Origin of the sequence: Stenotrophomonas mexicanensis, assembly GCF_032911605.1 — a bacterium.
Taxonomy (GTDB): Bacteria; Pseudomonadota; Gammaproteobacteria; order Xanthomonadales; family Xanthomonadaceae; genus Stenotrophomonas; species Stenotrophomonas maltophilia_A.
The window spans coordinates 23,685-45,184 of sequence record NZ_JAWJTG010000008.1 but is presented as its reverse complement, the minus strand read 5'-3'; the positions used below and the strand labels follow the sequence as shown (position 1 = coordinate 45,184).

Annotated in this window: 18 protein-coding genes; 5 read left to right on the top strand and 13 right to left on the bottom strand. The window is 67.0% G+C overall.

The window, feature by feature from the left end:
- Nucleotides 1-38 precede the first annotated feature (38 nt).
- The 12 genes from R1L06_RS05730 to R1L06_RS05675 form a co-directional block, all read right to left on the bottom strand.
- Nucleotides 39-2,198, bottom strand: a complete 2,160-nt coding sequence (locus R1L06_RS05730) for a TadG family pilus assembly protein (RefSeq protein WP_317217159.1) — start codon at nucleotides 2,196-2,198, stop codon at nucleotides 39-41.
- A gap of 8 nt (nucleotides 2,199-2,206) precedes the next feature.
- The gene (locus R1L06_RS05725; RefSeq protein WP_049460955.1) at nucleotides 2,207-2,665 is read right to left on the bottom strand and encodes a DUF3613 domain-containing protein; all 459 of its coding nucleotides are present in this window, start codon (nucleotides 2,663-2,665) and stop codon (nucleotides 2,207-2,209) included.
- Nucleotides 2,662-3,558, bottom strand: coding sequence for a tetratricopeptide repeat protein (locus R1L06_RS05720; protein ID WP_049460957.1), 897 nt, complete (start codon nucleotides 3,556-3,558; stop codon nucleotides 2,662-2,664). The genes R1L06_RS05725 and R1L06_RS05720 overlap by 4 nt, the downstream gene beginning before the upstream one ends.
- Nucleotides 3,558-4,493 (bottom strand): type II secretion system F family protein, encoded by a 936-nt coding sequence (locus tag R1L06_RS05715; RefSeq protein ID WP_317217158.1) that lies wholly within the window; start codon nucleotides 4,491-4,493, stop codon nucleotides 3,558-3,560. The genes R1L06_RS05720 and R1L06_RS05715 overlap by 1 nt, the downstream gene beginning before the upstream one ends.
- A 28-nt stretch (nucleotides 4,494-4,521) precedes the next feature.
- Nucleotides 4,522-5,478 (bottom strand): type II secretion system F family protein, encoded by a 957-nt coding sequence (locus R1L06_RS05710; RefSeq protein WP_032128077.1) that lies wholly within the window; start codon nucleotides 5,476-5,478, stop codon nucleotides 4,522-4,524.
- A gap of 2 nt (nucleotides 5,479-5,480) precedes the next feature.
- Nucleotides 5,481-6,830 (bottom strand): TadA family conjugal transfer-associated ATPase, encoded by a 1,350-nt coding sequence (locus R1L06_RS05705; RefSeq protein WP_049398477.1) that lies wholly within the window; start codon nucleotides 6,828-6,830, stop codon nucleotides 5,481-5,483.
- Entirely contained in the window at nucleotides 6,815-8,071 is a 1,257-nt protein-coding gene (locus R1L06_RS05700; RefSeq protein ID WP_032128075.1) for a CpaE/TadZ family protein, read from the bottom strand. Before R1L06_RS05700 ends, R1L06_RS05705 begins: the two co-directional genes overlap by 16 nt.
- Before the next feature lie 27 nt (nucleotides 8,072-8,098).
- Nucleotides 8,099-9,457 carry a type II and III secretion system protein family protein gene (locus tag R1L06_RS05695; RefSeq protein ID WP_049423074.1) on the bottom strand — a complete coding sequence of 453 codons (1,359 nt, stop codon included), beginning with the start codon at nucleotides 9,455-9,457 and terminating at the stop codon, nucleotides 8,099-8,101.
- Nucleotides 9,458-9,475: 18 nt separating this feature from the next.
- Nucleotides 9,476-10,513: a Flp pilus assembly protein CpaB gene (gene cpaB, locus R1L06_RS05690; protein WP_317217157.1), complete on the bottom strand. Its 1,038-nt coding sequence runs from the start codon at nucleotides 10,511-10,513 to the stop codon at nucleotides 9,476-9,478.
- 23 nt (nucleotides 10,514-10,536) lie between these two features.
- A complete protein-coding gene (locus R1L06_RS05685) occupies nucleotides 10,537-11,013 on the bottom strand; it encodes a TadE/TadG family type IV pilus assembly protein (protein WP_049398481.1) in 477 nt (158 codons plus the stop codon).
- On the bottom strand, nucleotides 11,010-11,555 hold the full coding sequence (locus tag R1L06_RS05680) for an A24 family peptidase (protein WP_317217156.1): 546 nt from the start codon (nucleotides 11,553-11,555) through the stop codon (nucleotides 11,010-11,012). Before R1L06_RS05680 ends, R1L06_RS05685 begins: the two co-directional genes overlap by 4 nt.
- A gap of 88 nt (nucleotides 11,556-11,643) precedes the next feature.
- On the bottom strand, nucleotides 11,644-11,853 hold the full coding sequence (locus tag R1L06_RS05675; RefSeq protein WP_049398483.1) for a Flp family type IVb pilin: 210 nt from the start codon (nucleotides 11,851-11,853) through the stop codon (nucleotides 11,644-11,646).
- A 686-nt stretch (nucleotides 11,854-12,539) separates the two neighbouring features.
- Here R1L06_RS05675 and R1L06_RS05670 point away from each other — a divergent pair.
- The 4 genes from R1L06_RS05670 to R1L06_RS05655 all read left to right on the top strand — a co-directional run bounded on the left by R1L06_RS05670 (nucleotide 12,540) and on the right by R1L06_RS05655 (nucleotide 20,105).
- Complete coding sequence (locus tag R1L06_RS05670) at nucleotides 12,540-13,520, top strand: AraC family transcriptional regulator (protein WP_253143719.1); 981 nt, start codon at nucleotides 12,540-12,542, stop codon at nucleotides 13,518-13,520.
- 235 nt (nucleotides 13,521-13,755) lie between these two features.
- Complete coding sequence (locus R1L06_RS05665; protein WP_317217155.1) at nucleotides 13,756-18,795, top strand: YadA-like family protein; 5,040 nt, start codon at nucleotides 13,756-13,758, stop codon at nucleotides 18,793-18,795.
- A gap of 61 nt (nucleotides 18,796-18,856) precedes the next feature.
- Nucleotides 18,857-19,693: an OmpA family protein gene (locus R1L06_RS05660; RefSeq protein ID WP_317217154.1), complete on the top strand. Its 837-nt coding sequence runs from the start codon at nucleotides 18,857-18,859 to the stop codon at nucleotides 19,691-19,693.
- Nucleotides 19,694-19,814: 121 nt separating this feature from the next.
- On the top strand, nucleotides 19,815-20,105 hold the full coding sequence (locus tag R1L06_RS05655; protein ID WP_317217153.1) for a DUF6959 family protein: 291 nt from the start codon (nucleotides 19,815-19,817) through the stop codon (nucleotides 20,103-20,105).
- An 85-nt stretch (nucleotides 20,106-20,190) separates the two neighbouring features.
- On the opposite strand, the gene R1L06_RS05650 is transcribed toward R1L06_RS05655, so the two are convergent.
- Complete coding sequence (locus R1L06_RS05650; protein ID WP_317217152.1) at nucleotides 20,191-21,018, bottom strand: class I SAM-dependent methyltransferase; 828 nt, start codon at nucleotides 21,016-21,018, stop codon at nucleotides 20,191-20,193.
- Between the two features lie 63 nt (nucleotides 21,019-21,081).
- Here R1L06_RS05650 and R1L06_RS05645 point away from each other — a divergent pair, with 63 nt between their 5' ends.
- Nucleotides 21,082-21,489 carry a MerR family transcriptional regulator gene (locus R1L06_RS05645; protein WP_049423068.1) on the top strand — a complete coding sequence of 136 codons (408 nt, stop codon included), beginning with the start codon at nucleotides 21,082-21,084 and terminating at the stop codon, nucleotides 21,487-21,489.
- The last annotated feature ends 11 nt before the right edge of the window (nucleotides 21,490-21,500 follow it).

The following is a 21,500-nucleotide window of genomic DNA, read 5'->3' as shown; positions in this document are numbered from 1 at the left end:
GCATGTGCGCGGGCGCCGCCAAGGGCGCCCGTCACGGGTCAGTAGACCAGCTGTGCGGGCGTGCACTGGATGGACTGGACATGCACATCCGTACGGCCCAGTTCCAGGCCCAGCACCTGCGCCAGCAGCGAGCGCAGCAGGGAGCCGACGCTGTTGAGCAGCGGCTTCAGGACGTCCAGGGCGGGCTTCAGCAGCAAGCACAGCAGGCCCGAACAACTGACCGGGCCATTGCCGGGGGCGGTGACGCCGTCGCCGGCGAACTGGTCCAGGAAGCCGGCATCGGCGGTCTGCAGGTAGGAGGTCAGGTTGTACTTCATGCAATTGTTGTAGGTGGTGTCATCCAGCGCGCCAATCAGGCTGTTGCACTGCTTGACCAGCAGCCCACCCACAAGCGCTCCCAGTACGCCATCGAGGAGCCCCGAGCCAACCCCGGTCACTGCGTTGCGGAATCCTTGCCAGACCTTGCCGTCGACCATGCAGGTCACCAGCACACAGCTGGTAGGTACCCCCTTGGTGATGTCCCAGTTTCCCAGTGGTTTCAATCCCTGCGTGCTGTCTCCGAATTCCAGCAGCTTGATGGTTGCGTCAACATCGTATCGCTTGCGACCAACGTTGGCTGCTTTCAGGTAGCGATCGGCCAACTGCGCTGCGGTCGAGCCCTGGCTCATGCCATCGTCGCGCGGATCGAGCATGCCGGACAGTACGCGCAGCAGTTCGCTGACCAGCTCGGACACGGCGGTGCCCACCTCCAGGGAGTTGACCTGGGTTGAACCGGTCGCGCCGGCGGGGAGGGTGAGGCTTTGCGTGTCGGTCAGCGTATTGACCTTGATGCTGTCATTGATCAACGGGGCGCCGAGCAGTGTGAGCATCTGTTCCTTCTGCAGGGTGTCGCCACAGACATTCTGCTTGGAGAACCGCTCGCTGTCGGCCACCTTGCCGACGCAGGCGCGCAGCACGGAAGACTCGACCTTGATCGTCGCCGTGGGAGGCGTGCTGCCACATTGCAGGCTGGTCAGGGTCGCCATTGCATTGGTCACGTCCGCATGGACCGGCAGCTTCAGGCGGATGCCCAGCAGTGAAAGCACGCCGCCTGCAACGGGAATGTTGTTGGTGTCGATGTCGAGGAAGACACGGATCTGCGCGTTGTAAGCGCGCGAGCCAACGCCACCGATGGCGATGGACGGCGGTTCCACCACAGCGGCTTTGGCATTGACCAGGCCCAGCAGGTTGAGTTCATCGACCGAGACCGCACGGCCGCCATTGGCGATGCTGATGCTGGTGCCGATCAGGTCCAGCACATTGACATCGGCCTGCAGCGCGCTGGAAATCGTTCCATCCGGCGCGACCACGCGTGCGAACAGGCCGCCACCGCTGTCATCGGAGCCGAGTTTCACCTCCAGCTGCTTGAGGTCGATGCCCTTCACGACCAGGGCATTCTCCAGTGCACTCAGGTCCACGTGGGCAACGCCCTGCTGGGTGAGCAGGTCAACGGTCGCCTGAAGGATCTTGCCCAGCTTGACCTTGCGGCCGGCCAGCAGATTGTTGAACTCCGCCACGCCCATGTTGACGTCGATCGGAATGCCCAGTGCCTGCAGCAGTCCATTAGGGGTGATATGCGCCTGTGCAAGGCCGTCGTAGCCGAGCAGGGTGGTCTTGTCGAGGTCGGCGCCCACCAGTTTCAGGACATTTCCCAGTGGCGTGTTGCCATTGATGCGCAGCAGTTGCGAGCCGACACTGAAAACTGCCGTCGGTTCTGCACGGCGCGCCACCGCCTGGGCGGTCACGGTCGGCAGGCTGCTGTTCTGCCCGAAGAAGGGAAGCACCGCGCGGCGGGTGATGACACGGACAGCATTGCGTTGATTCGCTGCATCGACGACAGGGCTGAAGTGCCCTTCGGTGGCGCGGGTCACGTTCCAGTTTCCGCAGCGGACTTCCAGGCTTCCTGCGAAGGTGTTCTGGGTGAGTGCGCTCTGCCGCGCAGCACTGTTGTCGCTGTTGTCCGAGGTGCACAGTTCCAGTCGCTGCGCTCCGGCCAGTGCGGCCAGATCAGCGACTTTCTGTGCATCGCGCTTGGCCCAGAACAGGTAACCGATCTCGATCAGGCCCAGCATCGCCAGCAGTGCCAGCATGACCAGCATCATGGTGATCGACATGCCGCCCCGTGGGCGGCTGAAACTGAACTGGCGTGGGCGTTTCATGGCCTACCTCAGCGTCCGGATGAGGATGATCCCTTGGACTTGGCGACATCGGCTTCAAAGAAGTCCGGGATCTCGTGTTCGAAACTCTTCATGTAGCGGGCGTAGCTCAGCGTCGCCTGGTCGCCGAGGATCGGCAGGTGCTGTCCGGCTTGCTGCCCCGATGCCTGCAGGCGGAACAGGTTGCGCGTGGTATCGCCTATCTGGCTGCGGCCGGGCCGCGGGGCTGCAGTGCTGCCGTCGGTGATGGCCACTGCTGCAGGCGCCGCCTGCGGCACCGGTGCTGGCGGGGCCGCCAGGTCCACGGTGGGCAGTGACTCGGACTGCAGCGGCTGCGAAGCCGACGCAGCCGGCGTGCTGCCGCCAAGCATCTGCCCGGTCAGCGGCTGTTGCTGCGCCTGCACGGCGGCGGCTGGCAGCAGGCAGATCAGAACGGGCAGCAGGCGTCGGGTCAGGGGCGTCGCGGTCATGGTGTGTTCCCGTTCGGGTGGTCGGAGGCGCTGAAGCGTTCCAGCATCGAGGGCGGCAGGCGCTGCGGATCGCGTTCATCGCGGCTGTCGCGGCGCGGTTCCGCCGCCAGTCGCGTGGCGCCCGGCGGGTTGCCGGCGGCATCGCTGGCGAGAGCACGGGCAGTGGCCGGCACGACCGCGGCGGCTGCCGCTGCGGCCTGGCGCTGCTGCAGGCGGGCACGGATCTGCGCCGCCTGCTGCTGGATGCTGAGCCGGGTCTCGTCGTTGAGGTTCGCTTGCTGGGCGAGGCGTTCGGCGGTGGCGGTGTCGCCCCGCAGCACCGCCCAGAGGGCGAGGTTGGCGGTGGCCTTGGCATTGCCCGGCGACAGCTCCAGCGCCTTGGCCAAGGGTTCGCGCGCGCGCTCGAACTGCCCGGCGCGCAGCCGCGCATAGCCCAGGTCGCCGAGATAACTTGTGTTCAATGGCTGCAGTTCGGTCGCCCGCGCCAACGCCTGCTCACTGCCGGTGTCGTCGTCGCGGCGCGCGGCAATCAGGCCCAGACCATGGGCGGCCGCGGCGGCCTGGGGGCCACTGGAAAGATCGCGGTACAAGGTGACCGCGGCATCGGCCTGGCCGGTCTCGCGCAGCGCGTCGGCCTGCAGCAGGCGCAGCGCCGGCGGATCGCCGTAGCGCTGGCGGAAGGCGTCGACGTGGGCGAGCGAGGCATACCATGCGCCTTGCTGCTGCATGCGCTCGATCAGCTCCAGGTAGGCATTGCGGCTGTCCTGCGGTGCCGGCTCGGGCGCGGCCAGACTGGGCGCGCGCAGGTACTTCGGCGTGGTCGATGCACAGCCGCTGGCGCCGGCAACCGCAGCCAGGGCAACAATCAGGCAGGAAGTGCGCAGGGCAGGCATCAGGGGGACCCCATCTTGGACATGGTGGTAGCCAGCGCGACCAGCGCCGGACCGGCAAGGACCAGCATCAACGCTGGCAGCAGGGTCAGCATCATCACCACGGTCATCTTCACCGAGAGCTTGCCGACCTTTTCCTTCAGCGTGTTGCGACGCTGTTCGCGCAGGCGGATGCTGAACTGCCGCAGGGGCTCCTGCACCGCGCCGCCATGGGCGTGCACCTGCAGGATCAGCTGCATCAGGCTGGTCAGGTCATCGTCGGCATAGACCTCGCTCAGCCGGCGCAGCGACTGTGCGCGCGTGCGGCCGTGGGTATAGGCGATGTTGGCCTCCTGCAGCTCGCCGCCGAGGACCGGCAATGCATCGCGCAGCTTGTCGCCGAGCGTCTGCAGGCTCTGGTCCATGCTGAAGCCCACGCCTTGCAGCAGACGCAGCAGGTCGATCAGCAGCGGCAGCTCGTTGTCGACCGCTCGTCGGCGCCGTTTCACCCAGGAGGAGAGAACGAACTTGGGCAGCAGCAGGCCGGCGGCGAGGGCGCCGATGATCACCATGATCCTGGCCAGCCCGGTGACGCTGCTGAATGTCAGCACCAGTACCAGCACCAGCACGGCCAGCAGCAGGCGCAGGCCGAGGTAGATGGCCGTACCGCGGCGGGTGTTCCACCCGGCCAGATCCAACAGCAGCCGGTCTTCATTGGCCAGCAATGCCGTTTCCAGGCGGCCGCCGCTGAGGGCACGGCCGAAGCGTTCCAGCCAGCCCAGCGAATCGTGCCGCGCAGGCTCGGTGTCACGGGACGCCTCGCGCGGCTGCAGGGCGGTCTTCAAGGTGGCCGTTGTACGTTGCTCACGATGGCTGCGTACCCAGCCGACGATACCGAGCAGGGCGATACCGGCGGCCAGCACGAGCAGGGAGAGGGCGAACCAGGCGCTGGCGCTCATCGGTTGTCTCCGGCGGGGCGAAGGGGGTTCATAGCGACTTGGCCAGGCGATACAGCAGGAAGCCACCGACAAGTTCCATGCCCAGTGCAAGCAGCAGGATCTTGTGGCCGAGCGGATCGTGCAGCACCGGCTGGAAGAAGTCCGGGCTGGTGATCGCCATCAGTACCGCGCAGGCCGGTGGCAACAGGCCCAGCACCCACGCTGACATCCGCGTCTCCGAGGTGGTCGCTGCAAGCTCCTGCTGGGCCTGTTCCAGATCGCGCATGAAATCGCCCATGCGCTGCAGGATCTGGTCGGAGCGCCCGCCGATGCGCACGCTGACACCGATCACCACCGACAACACCTTCAGCACATCCATGCGATAGGGATGCGAGGCCTGTGCGAGTGCACGGTCCAGCTCCATGCCGCTGCGTGCAAAGCGCACCGTGGTGTCCAGCAGCCCGCGCAACGGCGCGCTCGTCTGCATCGACGCAACCTGGAACGCGGCCTGCAGGCTGTTGCCCAGTGCGGTCAGCCGCACCAGGTTGTCGAGGAAGTCCGGCAGCTGATGCAGCAGTTGCGCACGCAGCTTGGTGGTCCGCCGCATCACCCACAGCCAGCAGCCAAGCAGGTACAGCAGCAGGGTCAGCGGAAACATCCATGCGGTGCCCAGCCGCAGCATCGCCACCACCGACAGTACCAGCCCCGGTACCAGCAGCATGATGGGAATTTTCCAGCCGGTCTGCAGCCCTGCGCGCTGCAGCAGGCCATCCAGCGGCAGCACGCGGCGCCCGGCGCTGGCGGGCCGCGCCGGGTCGTTGGCAGCGGTGACGGACGGCCCGGCGGGTGCTCCGCCCGTGGCGCTTCCGCGCGAAAGCTGCTGCTCGGCGTGCCGCATTGAAACCTGGCGTTGCTCACGGCTGCTGGCCGTGCCCCACAGCCAGGCTGCCAGCGCCAGCAGCACCGCGATGATGCTCAGCATGCCCAGCAGCGCGCCGGTTCCCATGCTCAGAAGTCTCCGTAGAGCGATTCGCGCAGCTGCTGGCGGAACGGCTCCAGCTTGTGCGAGTGCGGATGGAAGCCCAGCCCGACCCAGCGATCGATCTCTTTGCCGTTGCCGTCGATCTGCAGCTCGTGGCGGAACATTTCCTGGGTAGTGATCAGGTTGTCGCTGACCCCGGTGATCTCGGTGATCGAGACCAGCACGCGGCGCCCGCTGCCCAGGCGCGAGATCTGCACGATGAAGTCGATGGCACTGGCAATCTGCCGGCGCAGGCTGTCCTCGCTGCCCTGGAAGCCGGCAAAGCCGGCCAGCATCTCGATCCGGTACAGGCAGTCGCGGGGCGAATTGGCGTGGATGGTGGCCATCGAGCCATCGTGGCCGGTGTTCATCGCCTGCAGCATTTCCAGCACCTCGGCACCGCGCACCTCGCCGACGACGATGCGGTCGGGGCGCATGCGCAGGCTGTTGCGGACCAGATCGCGGATGCTGACCGCACCGTGCCCTTCGGCGCCGCCGATACGGCTTTCCAGGCGAACTACATGCGGGTGGTTGAGCGAGAGCTCGGCGGTGTCTTCGACGGTGATCACGCGCTCGTTCGCGGGGACGTAGCTGGCCAGGGCGTTCAGCAGTGAGGTCTTGCCCGAGCTGGTGCCGCCGGACACCAGGATGTTGCAGCGACCCAGTACCATCGCCTTCAGCAAGGCCTGCATCGGCGCATCGAAGGTGCCCTTGGCCAGCAGTTCATCGGGGGTGAACGGGTCCTTGCGGAACTTGCGGATGGACACCATCGGTCCATCCACCGCCAGTGGCGAGATGATCGCGTTGAGACGGCCGCCGTTGGGCAGGCGCGCATCGACCATCGGATTGGAGTCATCCAGGCGGCGCCCAAGCGGGGCGAGGATGCGGCGTAGGATGCGCAGCAGATGCGTATCGTCGGTGAAGCGCTGGGTGGCCCGCTTGAGCTGGCCGCCCTGGGACACGTGCACATCCTTGAAACCGTTGATCAGGATGTCTTCGATGGACGGGTCGTGCAGCAGGTCGTCCAGCGGGCCGAAACCGGTCAGCTCCTTGACCAGGCCGTCGGCAACCACCTGCATCTCCTCTTCGTTGATCGGGATGCGCCATTCCTGGATGAAGCCCACCGTCTGCACCTGCACCCAGCGGGCGATGGTGTCGGGGGCCCAGGAATCGATGTCGATGCGCTCGTCCTCGATGCTGTTGAGCAGGTGCTCATGCGCGGCCGACAGCACCTTCTGGTACTGCTCGGTCTGCGCGAACGGCTGATGGCCCGGCGAGCTTTCGGGCAGCACCGGCCGGGCAACGGCATGCGGGAACGGGGTTACCTTGTCTTCCATTGCGATCCACCCAGGGCAAGGGAGAGTCTTTCCCGCAGGCCCTGCGCCTGGACCGGGCAGGCAGCCGGATCCAGGCGCGAAACCAGCGGGGCGAGGGCACGCAGGTAGGGGTCGCGCGGCGCATCCTGCAGCAGCAGGTGGCCCTGGCTGGCAGCCAGGCGCACGCGCGGTCGTTCGGGAAGCGTGGCCAGCAGGGGAACCTCGAAGCGGCGCGCGATCTGCTCCGGGCTCATGCCGCTGCTGTCATCGTGGCGGTTGATCACCAGCTGCAGGCGCTTCTCGCGTTCGCGCTGGCCGGCAAGATGCTTCAGTGCCTGGTCGAGCGACACCAGCGTGGCAATGGAGGCATCGGTGACCAGCCAGATCTCGTCGGCCTGGTCCAGCAGCAGCGGCGGCAGCTGACGCAGCGGGCAGCCACCGGCATCACACAGCACGCTGGCGAACACGGTGCGCAGGCGCTGCAGCAGCGCACCCGGATCGGACGGCGGTACCGCATCGCTGCCGCTGGCGCGGTCCAGCAGCACCAGTCCGGAATCGTGACGGGCCATGGCCGTACGGGCGAGGGTGGCGTCGATGCGACTGGCGTTGCGCAGCGCGTCTTCGTAGTGGAAGCGGCTGTCCAGGTTGAGGTACAGGGCGAGGTCGCCCGAAGGCTGGGCCAGCTCCATCAGCAGGCCATCCTGCTGCAGTGCCTCGCCCTGTGCCAGTGCACGGGTCTGCTGTGCCAGCACCGAAAGATGCGCGGCCAGCGTACTGGTGCCGACCCCGGCGCGCACGCCCAGCAGGACGATCAGGCGGGCCTTGTGCGCCTGCTGCGCGGCGGCGGCCGGTCGTGGTGACAGGGCGCGACGCAGCGCGGCCTCGATGCCGACGTTGTCGCTGTCCAGGTCCAGCACATCACGCAGGCCCGCCCGCAATGCGATGACAACGCCTTCCACCTGGCCGGCACTGGTGGCACCGACTGCAACCAATGCCAGATCCGGCTCGGTCTGCTGCAGTTGCTGCGCCAGCACGCTGGAGGCGGCCGCATGTTCCGGGCGGAAGTCGAGCAGGACAAGGCTCTGCGGCCCGCGTTGCAGGTCCTGGGCGGAGGTCGGCGTGCTGCTGTCCTGCCAGTGCAGGGTGGTGGTTGGCGGCAGTTTCGCCGCCAGCCGGGGCAGCAGTTCGCGATCCATTCCGTACAGGACCAGGTTCATCGGCGGTCCTTGCGGATGCAGCGGCTGGGCAGTGGCGTAGGGCATGGGCGTGGTATCGCAGGCATCATGGAATCAGCGTGAGAAGCCGGGCACCGGGTCCTGGCTGATAGGACCCAGCAGCCAGGCGCCCCATTCGGGCATGTGCGGCTTGGCCTCGCGGTCGCCGGGCAGCGGCAGCTCGGTGTTGCGTGCCAGCGGCTTCACCAGGCGTGGCGTGACGATGATCACCAGTTCCTTGTCCTGGCGCTTGTAGTCGAAGTTGCGGAAGAACGAGCCGATGATCGGCAGGTCACCCAGCAGCGGGATCTTGCCGACGCTGGAAACCACGTTGGAACTGACCAGGCCACCGATCACGAAGCTCTCGCCATCGCCCAGTTCGACCGTGGTGTCGGCGCGGCGGGTGGTGATGGAGGGAATCTGCACGCCGTTGAGCGCGATGGCGTTGCTGTAGTCCAGGTCGCTGGCTTCCGGTGCGACTTTCAGGGCGATGCGGTTCGGTGCCAGTACCGTCGGTGTCACGGTCAGGCCGATGCCGAAGGGCTTGTAGGTGATGGTGGTGGTGCCCAGTCCCTGCGGTTCCAGGATCGGCAGCTCGCCGCCGGCCAGGAAACTGGCGCTCTGCCCGGACAGCGCGACCAGTGTCGGCTCGGCCAGCACACGCGCCATGCCATTGCTCTGCAGCAGGTCGACGTCGGCATTCCACAGGCCCTTGGTCGAGCCGAACACCAGGCGGAAGGCCGAAGAAATGGGCGATTCGGCTTCGTTGCCGGAGTTGCCTTCCTTCATACCGGGCAGGATGCCGGTGTTGCCCGGCAGCTGGCCGCCCGGGCGGGCGAAGCCGTAGGCGAAGTTGCCATTGCGGTTCTGGAAGCTGATGCCGATCTGCTTCAGTGCGGTCTTGTTGAACTCGACCACCTTGACCTCGACCTGGACCACGCCGCCGCTGCTCACCGTGGATGCGTCGGCAAGCAGGCCATCCTTGCCCAGGGCCATGGCGGCAGCCTTCTGCTCCTGCATGTGCGACAGCACGCTTTCGGTGCTTCCCTGCAGCAGGCCCTGGTTGTCCTGCTGGGTGAATACCAGCCCGTTCGCGCCGGCGTCGGCCGCACCCTGCACCGCACTTTGTACCCGCACCTGCAGGCGCTGTGGTTCGGTCTGCTTGCGGTGCCAGAGCAGGAGCGTGGTGGTGCCCGGCGCCTTGCCGACCAGCAGGGCCTGGCGCTGGCCGCGCAGCATCACGATATCGGCCACGCCCGGATCGGCAATGGCGACCCGCTCCAGATCACCCGGCAGGGTCCAGGGGCGCTGCTCACGCGCCTGCAGCACCAGGTCGTCGGCGGCCACGCTTGTCGCCGGTGCCAGCAGCACCAGCAGCAGGGCCAGCCAGCGCTGGCGGGGGGAAGGGCGTGGACTGCGGCGACGTTCGGTCATGGATGCGCTCGATGCAGGTCAAAGGGAACCACGGGGGGCGGAGCTGTCACCTCGGATGATTTCGATGCCCGATGCGCGTGGGGCGCTGCGCCGTGGTGCGGGTGCGCGTGCCGGGGCATCCTGGGTGCTGCGCGCGGGCGCGTTGCTGCGGCCGGCCAATGCATCGCCGTCGATGCCGGCGAAGGCGTGATTCTCTGGCCGCTGCAGCGCAAGCTGCTGTTCCGCATCCAGCCCACGCAGGGGATCAATCACCCCGCGTGCCTGCGGGAACAGCGCCAGATCGGGCTGGCCGGAATCGGCAGGGTTGCGCAGGGCGAGGAACAGCTTGCCCTGCTGTGCACCCAGCAGCAGCCGGTTGGCATCGGCCACCGGCACCGCCAGTACCGCGCTGCGTGCCGGCTGGGCGGTCCCGCTGCCCGTGCTCTGGGTGCTGCTGCTTCCGGTGATGTCGGCGGCGCGTGGATCGTTGCGGCCATCGGCCTCGTTGCTGGCAACAGCGTCATGGTTGGCCGGGGCGATGTCCTGCTGGCCATAGCTGAGCACGCGCAGGCGCGACAGCAGCAGGCGCGTCTGTGCTGCGTCGGCCGGGCCGCCGGCAGTGGATTGGGCATTACGCAGGTTGAGGAACACGTCGACGAAATCACCGGGCAGGATGCGGTTGCCGGCCCCCACCAGCTCGTCGACCGGGACCGCCAGTGCGCGTTCCCCGGGGCGCAACTGCAGCGAGAATCCCTGCGCGAGTGCGTTGCTGCTGATCGCCGTGCCTTCGGCGATGTCCTGCACCGGCACCTTTCCGACCACGGCGGAAATGCTGGTAGCGGCACCGGCAACCGGGGCGCTGCGCTGTGCGAGACGCAGTCCGTTGGCAGAGATCGGTTCGCCAGCCGGCAGTCGCGCCACCGCTTCCACCACGGTGATCGCCTGGGCTTCGCTCTGCGTCATCGGGGCAACCGTGGCCGGTGCGGCCGGCTTGCGCCCGATCATCAAGGCGATCACCGCCAGTAGCACGGCCAGCCCGATCAGGGCGACGGCAGCAATGCGGGTCAACTTGAGCATGGAACCGTCTCCTGTACCGAACGTCAGTTGCCGCTGCCGAGGTCGAGCTGGGCGACCGCGACGCTGCGGATGGGAGCCCGCATCACCCACTTGTAAAGCGTGGCGGTGCCGGGCAGGAAGGGATGGCTTGCGTAGTCGTAGCTGACCGTCACGGTCATGCACTGGGCGCTGGCCAGTCCGGCGCAGGGGGCCTGCGCGGAGACCAGAATGGCATTGTTTCCGCCATTGCTGCAGTCGACCGGCTGACCCGAGAAGTTCAGCAGCCACTGCATCGAACTACGCGCCGCAACGCAGGCGGCGGTACGGCGTTCGTTGGCGCTGCCATAGCGCAGCGATGCACGTGCACCCTCGGCCGAGGCGGTTGCCAACGTCTGCTGGGCCGCCATGATCATTACGCCGGAGAATGTGAACAGCAGCAGCGGCAGCAGGCCCAGCATCAGCATCAGCGCGAACTCGATGCTGGCCGCGCCACGTTGCCGGCGTCGGTTGTGGATGTTCATGCCACGCCTCCGTACGTGCTGATCAGGACCCAGGCGATGGCGGATACCGCCAGGTAGGCGGCGTAGGGAATGCCTTGGCGTCCCTGGCGGGCGCTCTGCATCCCGCGCAGCGCCGGGTGCGAATGCCATTGCGAACTTGCCCGAAGCATATGAGTTTGAAGGCCGATGGGCAGTACTGGGCCCAACCGTCGCGATACCAGCACCAGTGCGGCATGTGCGCCCGCTGCCAGGCTGGCCGCGATCCAGATCGGCAGCAGTGCCTGCCAGCCCAGCATCAATCCCAGTACCGAAAAGAATTTGACATCACCGGCGCCCATCCAACGCACTGCATGGAAAGGCAGCAATGCGACCAGGCCGAGCGCCGCGCCGGCAACGTGGGAAGCCCACGGCAGGCGCGGCGCGTTGAACTGTCCGGCGATGAGCACGAAAACGGTGATCGCGCATGCGGACAGCAGCCAGGCGTTGGGCACCCGACGGGCGTACAGATCGCTGATCGCGATCCGCAGGCACACACCGATGGCCAGCAATCCCAGCAGTGTCATCGCACCCTCCATTGTCCGTCAGTGGACGGTCAGCCGCCGCCTTCTGCAATGAGCCGCAAGCGCAGCCGACGGCTGCGCGCGGTCCCGGTCAGCCCCCGCCGCCGGCAGGCGGTGCTGCACTACCGGAGGCCTTGGTGGCCAATGCGGAGAGATTGGTGAACAGGGTCTCGAAGAAGGACTTGATCTGCGCATTGCCGACCGCGATCAGGATGCCGGCAATCACAGCCGCCAGCAGGCCGTACTCGAGTGCGGTAACGCCATCTTCTTCCTTCAGGAACTTGCGGATCGATGCGTTCATGACGTTTGTCTCCCTCTACCTGTCTGCTACAGGACACCTGTTGGGCGGTGGCCCGGCTCCGCCGGGATCGTCCGTGGACCTCCGCACGTCCTGGCGGAGGAGGCACGGCGGGATGGACCCGCTGTGCTCAAGCAGGGTGATCGTTTCCAGGCGGGACGCCGTTCGCGCAACCGCGACCGCGCGGCGCGGGGCCGGTGGTCGACGTGTCGAGCGATACGTGCATGGTCATGCTGTCCCCCTGGGTGCGGTCCTTATCAAAGACCGGATCACCGTGTTATCGACTTTGCCTGAATGGCGGCCGGCTGCAACCGGAACCTATATGCAAATTCGGCAGAATCCCATTGGTCCTTAATTTTAAAGCCGGGTTCTGTGACGGAAATCCGTTCGCCCGCACAACGATTCATCGACGTGCAGATAATGTGAGGCAGGCTTCAGGTCGCATGCGAAAACTGTGCCAAACGCGACAATCTGATTTTCACCTCTGTATCAATCTTATTCAACGCGGTGCAGATGTTTACCCCGTTGAATTATCGGGCATACTCGCATTCAAGTACTCGCGTTTCTTTTGGGGGGCGCACCTTGGCGGCGCGCATCCCGGTGATGGAAGAGATTCCATGAGAGGTGCGCGCCCTGTCAGGCAGTGGGGGCCGTACCGCACGGCGGATAATCGGGGGGACGACACTGTCATGGTCGATGGTGGGGTAGGAGACAGCGACGACAGCGGCCTGCGGTCGATCGACTTGGCGACGCTGAGCGGCGTGCTTCGTGTATGTGATGTCGAACTGCTTCTGCTCGATGGCAATGGGCCGCGGGCGGCCTTCGCGTCACGCGTGCACGAGGAGGCGTTGTTCTGCAGCATCAGCTGTGGATTCCATTGCCGTGGACGTTTCATGCTGCCGCCGGACTGGGCGATGCTGGGGTATCTGCATGCGACCGATGAAACCCTCAGCTGGTGCCATGGCGTACCGCTTTCCCCTGGGATGGCGCTGACCGTGATGCCCGAGGGCATCAGCGAGTTCACCCTGAGCCCGGGCACGCACATGACTCTGATGCTGGTGCCGGTGGCACGGGTGCAACGCAAGCTGACCGAATTGAGCCTGCGCAGCACGCCGCCGGCCGGACAGGCGCTTTCACTGTTCAATCTCGCCAGCGAGGCCGCCCCGCTGGCACAGCATTACCAGCAGCTGCACCTGCAGCTGGGCCAGGGCACGGGCCTGCAGCCGGAAGAAACCGAGCGGCTGCTGCACGAACACGTGCAGGCACTGCTGGGTGCGGGCTCCGCCGAACGCCCGGGTTGCAGCCGTGCGCGGCGCACGCATTATCTGATCGCACAGCGGGCGGAAAACTTCATGCGCCTCAACCTGCGCCGCAATATCTACATGAATGAGATCTGCGACGCTGCCGGTGTCAGTGAGCGTGGGCTGCGCTATGCGTTCGAGGACCTGTTCGGTACGTCGCCCAATCGTTACCTGTCGATGCTGCGCCTGTGCGCAGCCTGCCGCAGCCTGTCGATGGCCGATTCCAGCCGCCGTTCGGTCAAGGCCATCGCCCTCAGTTGTGGCCTGTGGGACCTGTCGCGTTTCGCCGACAACTACCGCAAGGTCTTTGGTGAACTGCCGCGTGACACGCTGATGCGCGCACCCGCGCAGATCGGTCAGCCCGCCTGATCCAGGCCCCATAAGGGTTTCCCGGCGGTTCCTGCCGGAATTGCATATCCGCTTGCCGATATGGTTGCCGCTTCTGCATAACCGGCTGCCGATTCCGACCGTGGATTTGCCGGAATGCGCGATTGCCGTGCCGGAATGAAGTGCGCAGCCGCCGTTGCAAACGCTGAAATGTCAGTCACCTGCCTAACGGCAAGTCCACTGACATTCCAGTTGTTCGCCTACGGGGGAAATGCTCATGAACCGCATCTACCGGCGTGTATGGAACCGCCAGCTCAATGCTCTGGTTGTGGCCTCGGAACTGGCCACCGGCGATAGCGGCGGCAGCGCCGCCCGCGATCCGCGCAGTGTCCTGCTGATGCCGACCGCACTGGCCCTGGCCCTGCTGTGTGCGCTGGCCAGCGGGCATGCAGGAGCATCCGAATCCAATCAGTCGCTACGTGATCTGCAGGCACTGGCCGCGAAATACGCGCAGCCGATGCCGGTCAAGGTCGACGCAGAAGTCGCGCTGGCCGCGGCATCGCGCCAGGCGCAGAGCAGTCCGGCGATCAGCGCAGACGCGCGTGTGGGCCTGCAGCTGAGTACGACCTCGCTGCCGATCGTGCGCGACGTGCTGCCGGCTACCGTACAGGTGAAGCTGGCGGCGAACGCCGCGCCGAAGCAGGTCGCGGTTCCTGCACTGGCCGCCGATGTTCGCGCCAATGTCGGGCTGGGGCACGCAGCGTCCAATGTGGCGAAGATGGATGCCTCGCTGGCGGCCAACGTTGCGCCGTCCGCGCATGCGCCGCTCGGTGTGGCTGCGGATGCGCAGGCGAAGGCCAGGGTTGGCATCGCCGGTGCCCAGGTGGCCTCGATCGATACCGGTGCCAAGGCGGCCGCCGCTGTTGCTGGCGCATCCGCTGGCTCGCTGTCCGGCCTCAAGGCGTCCGTTGACGGCAAGGTGGATTCGCAGCTGAAGCTGGCGGGCCACCAGATCGATGGTCAGGGGCAGGTCAAGGCGACGGCGGCGGTCACGTTGCCGGCAAAGGAGGAGCTGCCGGGCGAGACCCATGATCGTGCGATCACCGCAGCTTTCGATACCGGTGTTGCCGGCAAAGTGCGCGTGCAGGCGCCCGATGGCCAGGAAGTCGTGGCCGACCGCAATCTGAAGCTGGCCGGCCAAGCGACTGTGGCAGCGCAGAACAGCGCACTGGGCGTGGGTGGCCTGGTGGGCGGCGTTGTCGGCGCGGCAGGTGGCGCCGTGGGTGGCGTGCTTGATGGCACCGTAGGCAACACGGTTGGTGCGGTGGGCGGAGCAGTGGGCAGCACGCTCAATGGCGCCGTTGGCACGGTTGGTGCAGTCGGCGGCACCGTCGGTGGTGCGCTCAACGGCACGGTCGGTTCGGTCGGCAGCACCGTCGGCGGCGCACTCAACGGAGCGGTTGGCACGGTTGGTGCAGTCGGCGGCACTGTGGGTGGTGCACTCAACGGCACGGTCGGCTCGGTCGGCAGCGCCGTCGGCGGCGCCGTCGGCGGCGCACTCAATGGTGCGGCTGGCACGGTGGGTGCAGTTGGTGGCGCCGTGGGCGGCACGCTCAACAATACAGTGGGTGCAGTGGGCAGCACCGTCGGCGGTGTACTCAATGGCGCTACAGGTGGCAGCACCGGCGGCCTCGGTGGCCTGCTGGGCGATACGCTTGGCAATGTCGGCGGCGCCGTCGGCAACCTGCTCAATGGCAACCTCAACGGCACCATCGGCAATCTCGGCAGTGCCGTAGGCGGCCTGGTCGGCGGCACCCTCGGCGGTCTCGGCCTGACCAAGCCCTCGGCGATCCCGCCGACCAGCCCGAAGGCGCCGGCTCCGGCCGATCCGAACGCGGGCCTGATCATCGGCACCGGTGGCCTGGTCGGCAATGTCGGGCAGCTGATCGGCCCGACCACCACCAGCCTGTTCGGCGGCAACGGCTACCTGAGCAACGGCAACCTCAAGCTCAGCAACGCCAACGTGATGCAGACCTACTCGACGGTCAATGTGCTGGGCTTGCCGGTGGTCAACCTGTCGCCTGTCGGCAGCACCCTCAATGGCCTGGGCGGCGCCGTCACCGGCGGCAGCTCGCACCTGACCCTGATCGGCGGTGTCACCTCCGACAGCTACATCTACAACATCAACAACGGCAATCCGGGCGGCCTGCTCGGGCTGCTGCTGCCGAAGGATTCGCCGGCATGGGCGGCCAAGTGCCTGGATATCGTCCTCGCCGACATCTCCTGCTGGGCCGTCAACGCCGCGCAGGACTACCAGGTGCTGATGGGTGACGGCGCCTTTGCCAACGGTTCGAAGGAAGTGGTGATCGGCGCCAATGCCCGCCACGAACTGCCGAAGGTCGATGCCAACGTGGCCTTCCCGGGTGCAGGCACCAATGACCCGAGCAACCCGACCGGCGTGCCGACCGCGGACTACGCCGCACGGATGGGCCATTCGGTGATCGTCGGCGACAGCGCGGTGGGCACGGCCAACGGGCAGACCCTGCTCGGTGCCGAGGCCACCTCGAACCAAGCCAACTCGGTCGCCCTGGGCTACCGTTCGGCCGCGCTGCGCGGTGCCCAGGCCAGCTACAGCGCCTATGGCCTCACTGCGCCGCAGGTCTCGGCCGGTGAAGTGTCGGTGGGTACCGCCGGTGGCGGTGAGCGCCAGATCACCAACGTGGCCGCCGGTAGTGTCAATACCGATGCGGTCAACGTGGCCCAGCTGAAGGGTGCCATCAGCCTGATCGATGATGTGGCGGCGGCTGCGGTGACCTACGACCTGGACGGTGCCGGCAATCCGAATTATCGCCGCGTCACGCTCGGTGCGGGCACCGGCACTACCACCATCGGCAACCTGGCCGGCGGTGCGGTCACCGCCGGCAGCCTGGAAGCGGTCAATGGCGGCCAGTTGGCGGCGACCAATGCGGCCATCGCCAGCTTCTTCGGCGGTCGCGCAGCCTTCGATCCGGCCAGCGGTGCATTCACCGCACCACTGTTCGAGATCAGCACCATCTCCACCGGCGGTGCGATCGCCAAGGGTCTGTATGAGAACGCCACCGATGCCTTCGCCGCGGTCGATGGTTCGCTGGTCAATCTCAACACGCAGATCACCGACATCCGCAACGGTGGCACCAAGTACCTGCGGGTGAACTCGACCGGTACCGAGGCACTGGCCAGCGGCGCCGACTCGATCGCGGTCGGTACCAACGCCCGCGCCACCGCCGCCAACAGCATCGCGGTGGGTGCCGGCAGCCTGGCTGACCGTGCCAACAGCGTGTCCATCGGTGCCGCCGGTGCCGAGCGTCAGGTCACCAACCTGGCTGCGGGTACCGCAGCGACCGATGCGGTCAATGTCGGCCAGCTGCAGGCGTCGGAACAGGGGGCACTGCGCTATGACCTCAATGGCGATGGCAGCGTCAACTACGCCAGTGCCACGCTTGGCCAGACCGGCACCGCCACCACGCTGCGTAATCTCGGGCCGGGTCAGGTCAGTGCCACCAGCAGCGAGGCCATCAACGGTGCCCAGCTGTTTGCGGCCAACCAGGCCGTGGCCACCCACCTCGGTGGTGGCGCGGCGGTCAACGCCAGCGGCGTGCTGACCGCACCGACCTACTCGATCAACAACGTCGCCGCCAACGGCACCGTGACCAAGGGCAGCTACAACGACGTCGGTACCGCCTTCGATGCGGTCAGCAACTCGCTGGCCAACGTTGCCGACCAGACCGATGAGATCGACAAGCTGGCCGTGAAGTACGACGTCGATGGCAGTGGCAACGTGCTCAACAGCGTGACGCTGACGGGTACCGGCACCGGCGCGGTGAAGATCACCAACGTCGCCGCCGGCAGCATCCTGGCCGGCAGCAGTGATGCCATCACCGGCGACCAGCTGTTCAGCACGAACAGCACCGTCGCCAACTACTTCGGTGGCACCACCGCGTACAACGGCACCACCAACGTGTGGACCGCGCCGAAGTTCAGCATCTCCAGCATCGCCACCGACGGCACCTTTACCAGCGGCGACTACAACAATGTCACCGCCGCCTTCACTGCGGTGGACGGCTCGCTGAAGGTCCTCAACCAACGCATCACCAACAACAGCGGTGGCAGTGCCTACCTGGCAGTGAACTCGACCGCAGCGCCTGCAACGGCTGCCGGTGCGGAAGCGGTGGCGGTCGGCCCGCAGGCCAGTGCGGCCGGTGCCAACAGCGTGGCGGTCGGCAACGGCGCCAGCGCCAGTGCCGGCAACAGCGTCGCCCTGGGTGCCGGGTCGGTGGCCAGCGTCGGTGCGCAGAGCGGCTACACCGGCGCCTATGGCCAGACCGGCGCCAGCAACTCGGCCGGTGAGGTTTCGGTCGGCAGCACCGGCAGCGAGCGCAAGATCACCCATGTCGCCGACGGTTCCGATACGTACGACGCAACCAACGTCGGCCAGCTGAAGAACGGCGTGAACTACGCCATCGACGAATCGAAGAAGTACACCGACCAGAAGATCCAGAACATCACCAACGTGGCCGGCAGCTTCCGCGCCAACAACACCAACAACCTGGCCGATCCGTCCGCCAGCGGTGCCAACTCGGCCGCAGGTGGCGCAGGCTCCACCGCCGCCGGTGCCAACTCGACCGCGCTGGGCAATGGCTCGCAGGCGCAGGCCGACAACTCGGTGGCGCTGGGTGCGGGTTCGGTGGCGAACCGGGCCAACACGGTCTCAGTGGGTGCCGCCGGTGCCGAACGCCAGGTGGTCAACGTGGCCGACGGTTCGCAGGCTACCGACGCGGTCAACGTACGCCAGCTGCAGGCCTCGCAGCAGGGCACGATCCGTTACGACACCACGGTGAACGGCGCGACCAACTACAACAGTGTCACGCTGGGCAGCACCAACAGCGGCCCGACCACGGTGCGTAACGTCGCCGCCGGCACCGCCGGTACCGACGCAGTCAACGTCGACCAGCTGAAGTCGGGCATGGCGCAGACCCTGGACTGGTCGAAGGCCTACACCGACGAGCGCATGGGTGGCTTCGAGCGCGACCTGCGCAAGACCGACAACCGCGCCTCGGCCGGTATCGCCTCGGCAATGGCCACCGCAGCACTGCCGCAGCCCAGCGAAGCGGGCCGCAGCATGGCCTCGGTCGCCGCCGGCAGCTACAACGGCGAGTCGGGCGTGGCGGTTGGTATCTCCGGTGTCTCCGAAGGAGGGCGCTGGATCTACAAGTTCAGCGGCTCCACCAACAGCCGTGGCGAGGCCGGTGTGGCCGTCGGTGCCGGCATCCAGTGGTGATCCCCGCCGCCGGGCCGCACGCGCGGCCCGGCATCGCGGAAACGTCCAAAGGGGGAATGACATGAAACAGCATCGCATCGCCCGCACCGGCCAGATGGCCGCAGTGCTGGGCCTGGTCCTGGGAATGGGCCTGCTGGCCGCCTGCCGCAGCCATGCGCCGGCCGCCGAAGGTCCTGCCGAAACCACCGCCGTGCAGTTCCCGGAGGCCTCGAAGGCCTCGTTGAAGGAAGGCATCTATCCCGACGTCGCCGACCTGCGCCGCTTCGCGCCGGGCATGAGCAAGCGCCAGCTGTACACGCTGCTGGGCACGCCGCATTTCAACGAGGGCATGTGGGGCGTGCGCGAGTGGAACTACCTGTTCAACTTCCGCACTGCGCAGGGCGCGGAGTACTTCACCTGCCAGTTCCAGGTGCGATTCGACAGCAAGGGCATCGCCCAGGGTGGCTACTGGAAGCCTGAATCATGTGCGGCGGTGCTGGACCCGCCGCGGCCGCCGGCCCCGCCTGCACCGGCGCCGTTGCCGGAGCAGCCGTTGCGCATGTCCGCCGATGCGCTGTTCGGTTTCGACAGCGCGGTGCTCAGTGCCGAAGGCCAGCAGGCCGTGCAGGGCGTGCTGGCGCAGGTGCGCGAGGCCAGTCAGGTGCAGTCAATCCGGGTGACCGGGTATACCGACCGTATCGGTAGTGCCAGCTACAACCAGGCACTGTCGCAGCGACGTGCCGAGGCCGTGCGCAGCGCGCTGGTGCAGGGCGGCGTGCCTGCAGCCAGCATCAGTGCCGAAGGGCGCGGCGCGGCCGAGCCGATCGTGCAGTGCGAGCAGCGCAACCGTCGCGAGCTGATCGCCTGCCTGGCGCCGAACCGGCGCGTGCAGATCGCGGGTGTGGCGCAGCCACGCTGAGAATCCTGCGCCGGGGCAAGTCCCCGGCATCCCGAGTCCCCCCTGACCGCCGGCAGGACGTGGCCACGTCTCCCCCGTTGTCCACGCCTGCCGGCGGCTCAGGTTTTCCATGGTGCACGCGATGAACGCCCAATTCCTGCCTCCTTCCATGAAGACGGAAACCACACTGAGTGTGTACGGCCAGCTCGGCAATCATGCGGTGGTGCGCATTCCCGGGCGGCGCCTGCCGGGATTGATCCTGCAGGCAGACACCGTGGCCGGCTTCCTGGCCCAGCTGCAGGAAGCCCAGGCCTGCCTGCGCAGTGGGCGCGCGCAGCGCACCGACGCCGAGCTGGACATGCTGATCGACGTGCTGCAGCAGTGGTATGCGCTGATTGAATCGCGCCTGGCGGACGCCGGCGAGGCGCTGTAGTAGAAAAAGGGGACGGAGGGGATTAAGTCGTTCTTGCCCCGGCTGTGCCGGAAACGACTTAATCCCCTCCGTCCCCTTTTTTGTATCAGGCGCGGGCGCGGACCAGCCAACAGGCGGCATCGACGCGCACACGGTCGCCTTCCATGAAGGGCGCGAACGCGGCCAGCGCCTTGTTTCGAAGTGCGTCGGCGCGGTCTTCGGGCAGGTTCCGCAGCGCCAAGCCCAACGGGCCCAGCTGGCCGACATAGGTCGGCAGTTCATCGCGGGCGATCGAGCACGGCAGGTCTACCGCGACCAACTCCACATCCTTCCAGCCGGCGGCCTGCAACAGACGCTGCACGCGCTGGCCATCGGCAAAGGCAAATTGGCCGGGTGCTCCTGGTGCGCGTGGGGGTAGATCGAGTTCATCGCCAATGGCACGCTCGGCCGTCGTCATGAATGGGTTCTCCTCTGTGCTGCGCCAGGCGATGAAACGCAGGCCGGCACCCGGTCGCGCGGCGCGGTGCAGGTTGGCGAAGGCCGCGCCGGTATCCTCGAAGAACATCACACCCAGCCGCGACTGGATCCAGTCGAAGTGCGCGGAGGGCAGCGGATGCTGCTGCGCATCGGCCACGATGAAGTCCGCGTCCAGTCCGGCCGCCTCGGCGCGCTGGCGGGCCAGTGCCAGCATCGGCGCGGAGATGTCCAGGCCGGTGCTGTGTGTCGCCGGGCGAGCGGCGGCTGATGCCAGCAGGCTGGCGCCGGTGCCACAGCCGATATCGAGCAGTTGCGTGACGGTTTGCGGAAGCTCGGCCACCAGCAGGTCGGCCATGGGCTGGAACAGGCCGTCGAGGATGGCCTGCTGGGCGACCCAGATCTGGCCGCCAGGGCCATTCCAGAGCGCATTCTGATCAACGGGGGATGTACTGGCCATGGCCTTGTCCTGCCGGGAAGTTGCCCATAGGTTGAAGCTTGAAGGCGACTTGAGGTCAAGCCCATGCGTGAACTGGATATCGGCGAGGTGGTGAAGCGCAGCGGCGTGCCGGCCTCGACCCTGCGTTACTACGAGCAGCTCGGGTTGTTGCAGTCGCTGGGCCGTCGCGGCCTGCGCCGGCAGTACGACGAGCAGGTGCTGGAGCGCCTGGCGTTGATCGGCCTTGGCCAGTCGGCCGGGTTGTCGCTGCAGCAGATCGGGTTGTCGCTGCCGCCTCAGCGCGGATGCATTACGCTGGATCGCGAAGCCCTGCTGGCACAGGCCGATGTGCTGCAGCAGCAGATCACCCAGCTGCAGCGGGTGCGCCGCCATCTACAACGCGCGGCGGCCTGCCCGGAAGCGCAGGATGCGCGCCAGTGCGGTTCGTTCCGTAAGTTGCTGCGGGCCCAGCAGCGCCTGGCGGGTGGGTGAGAGAAGCGCAT

Coding starts and splice junctions, on each gene's coding strand:
- R1L06_RS05695 (WP_049423074.1), bottom strand. CDS start 9,457: ATGACCGAACGTCGCCGCAGTCCACGCCCTTCCCCCCGCCAGCGCTGG.
- R1L06_RS05710 (WP_032128077.1), bottom strand. CDS start 5,478: ATGGGAACCGGCGCGCTGCTGGGCATGCTGAGCATCATCGCGGTGCTG.
- R1L06_RS05650 (WP_317217152.1), bottom strand. CDS start 21,018: ATGGCCAGTACATCCCCCGTTGATCAGAATGCGCTCTGGAATGGCCCT.
- cpaB (WP_317217157.1), bottom strand. CDS start 10,513: ATGCTCAAGTTGACCCGCATTGCTGCCGTCGCCCTGATCGGGCTGGCC.
- R1L06_RS05730 (WP_317217159.1), bottom strand. CDS start 2,198: ATGAAACGCCCACGCCAGTTCAGTTTCAGCCGCCCACGGGGCGGCATG.
- R1L06_RS05720 (WP_049460957.1), bottom strand. CDS start 3,558: ATGCCTGCCCTGCGCACTTCCTGCCTGATTGTTGCCCTGGCTGCGGTT.
- R1L06_RS05665 (WP_317217155.1), top strand. CDS start 13,756: ATGAACCGCATCTACCGGCGTGTATGGAACCGCCAGCTCAATGCTCTG.
- R1L06_RS05705 (WP_049398477.1), bottom strand. CDS start 6,830: ATGGAAGACAAGGTAACCCCGTTCCCGCATGCCGTTGCCCGGCCGGTG.
- R1L06_RS05670 (WP_253143719.1), top strand. CDS start 12,540: ATGGTCGATGGTGGGGTAGGAGACAGCGACGACAGCGGCCTGCGGTCG.
- R1L06_RS05645 (WP_049423068.1), top strand. CDS start 21,082: ATGCGTGAACTGGATATCGGCGAGGTGGTGAAGCGCAGCGGCGTGCCG.
- R1L06_RS05725 (WP_049460955.1), bottom strand. CDS start 2,665: ATGACCGCGACGCCCCTGACCCGACGCCTGCTGCCCGTTCTGATCTGC.
- R1L06_RS05655 (WP_317217153.1), top strand. CDS start 19,815: ATGAACGCCCAATTCCTGCCTCCTTCCATGAAGACGGAAACCACACTG.
- R1L06_RS05700 (WP_032128075.1), bottom strand. CDS start 8,071: ATGCCCTACGCCACTGCCCAGCCGCTGCATCCGCAAGGACCGCCGATG.
- R1L06_RS05685 (WP_049398481.1), bottom strand. CDS start 11,013: ATGAACATCCACAACCGACGCCGGCAACGTGGCGCGGCCAGCATCGAG.
- R1L06_RS05715 (WP_317217158.1), bottom strand. CDS start 4,493: ATGAGCGCCAGCGCCTGGTTCGCCCTCTCCCTGCTCGTGCTGGCCGCC.
- R1L06_RS05675 (WP_049398483.1), bottom strand. CDS start 11,853: ATGAACGCATCGATCCGCAAGTTCCTGAAGGAAGAAGATGGCGTTACC.
- R1L06_RS05660 (WP_317217154.1), top strand. CDS start 18,857: ATGAAACAGCATCGCATCGCCCGCACCGGCCAGATGGCCGCAGTGCTG.
- R1L06_RS05680 (WP_317217156.1), bottom strand. CDS start 11,555: ATGACACTGCTGGGATTGCTGGCCATCGGTGTGTGCCTGCGGATCGCG.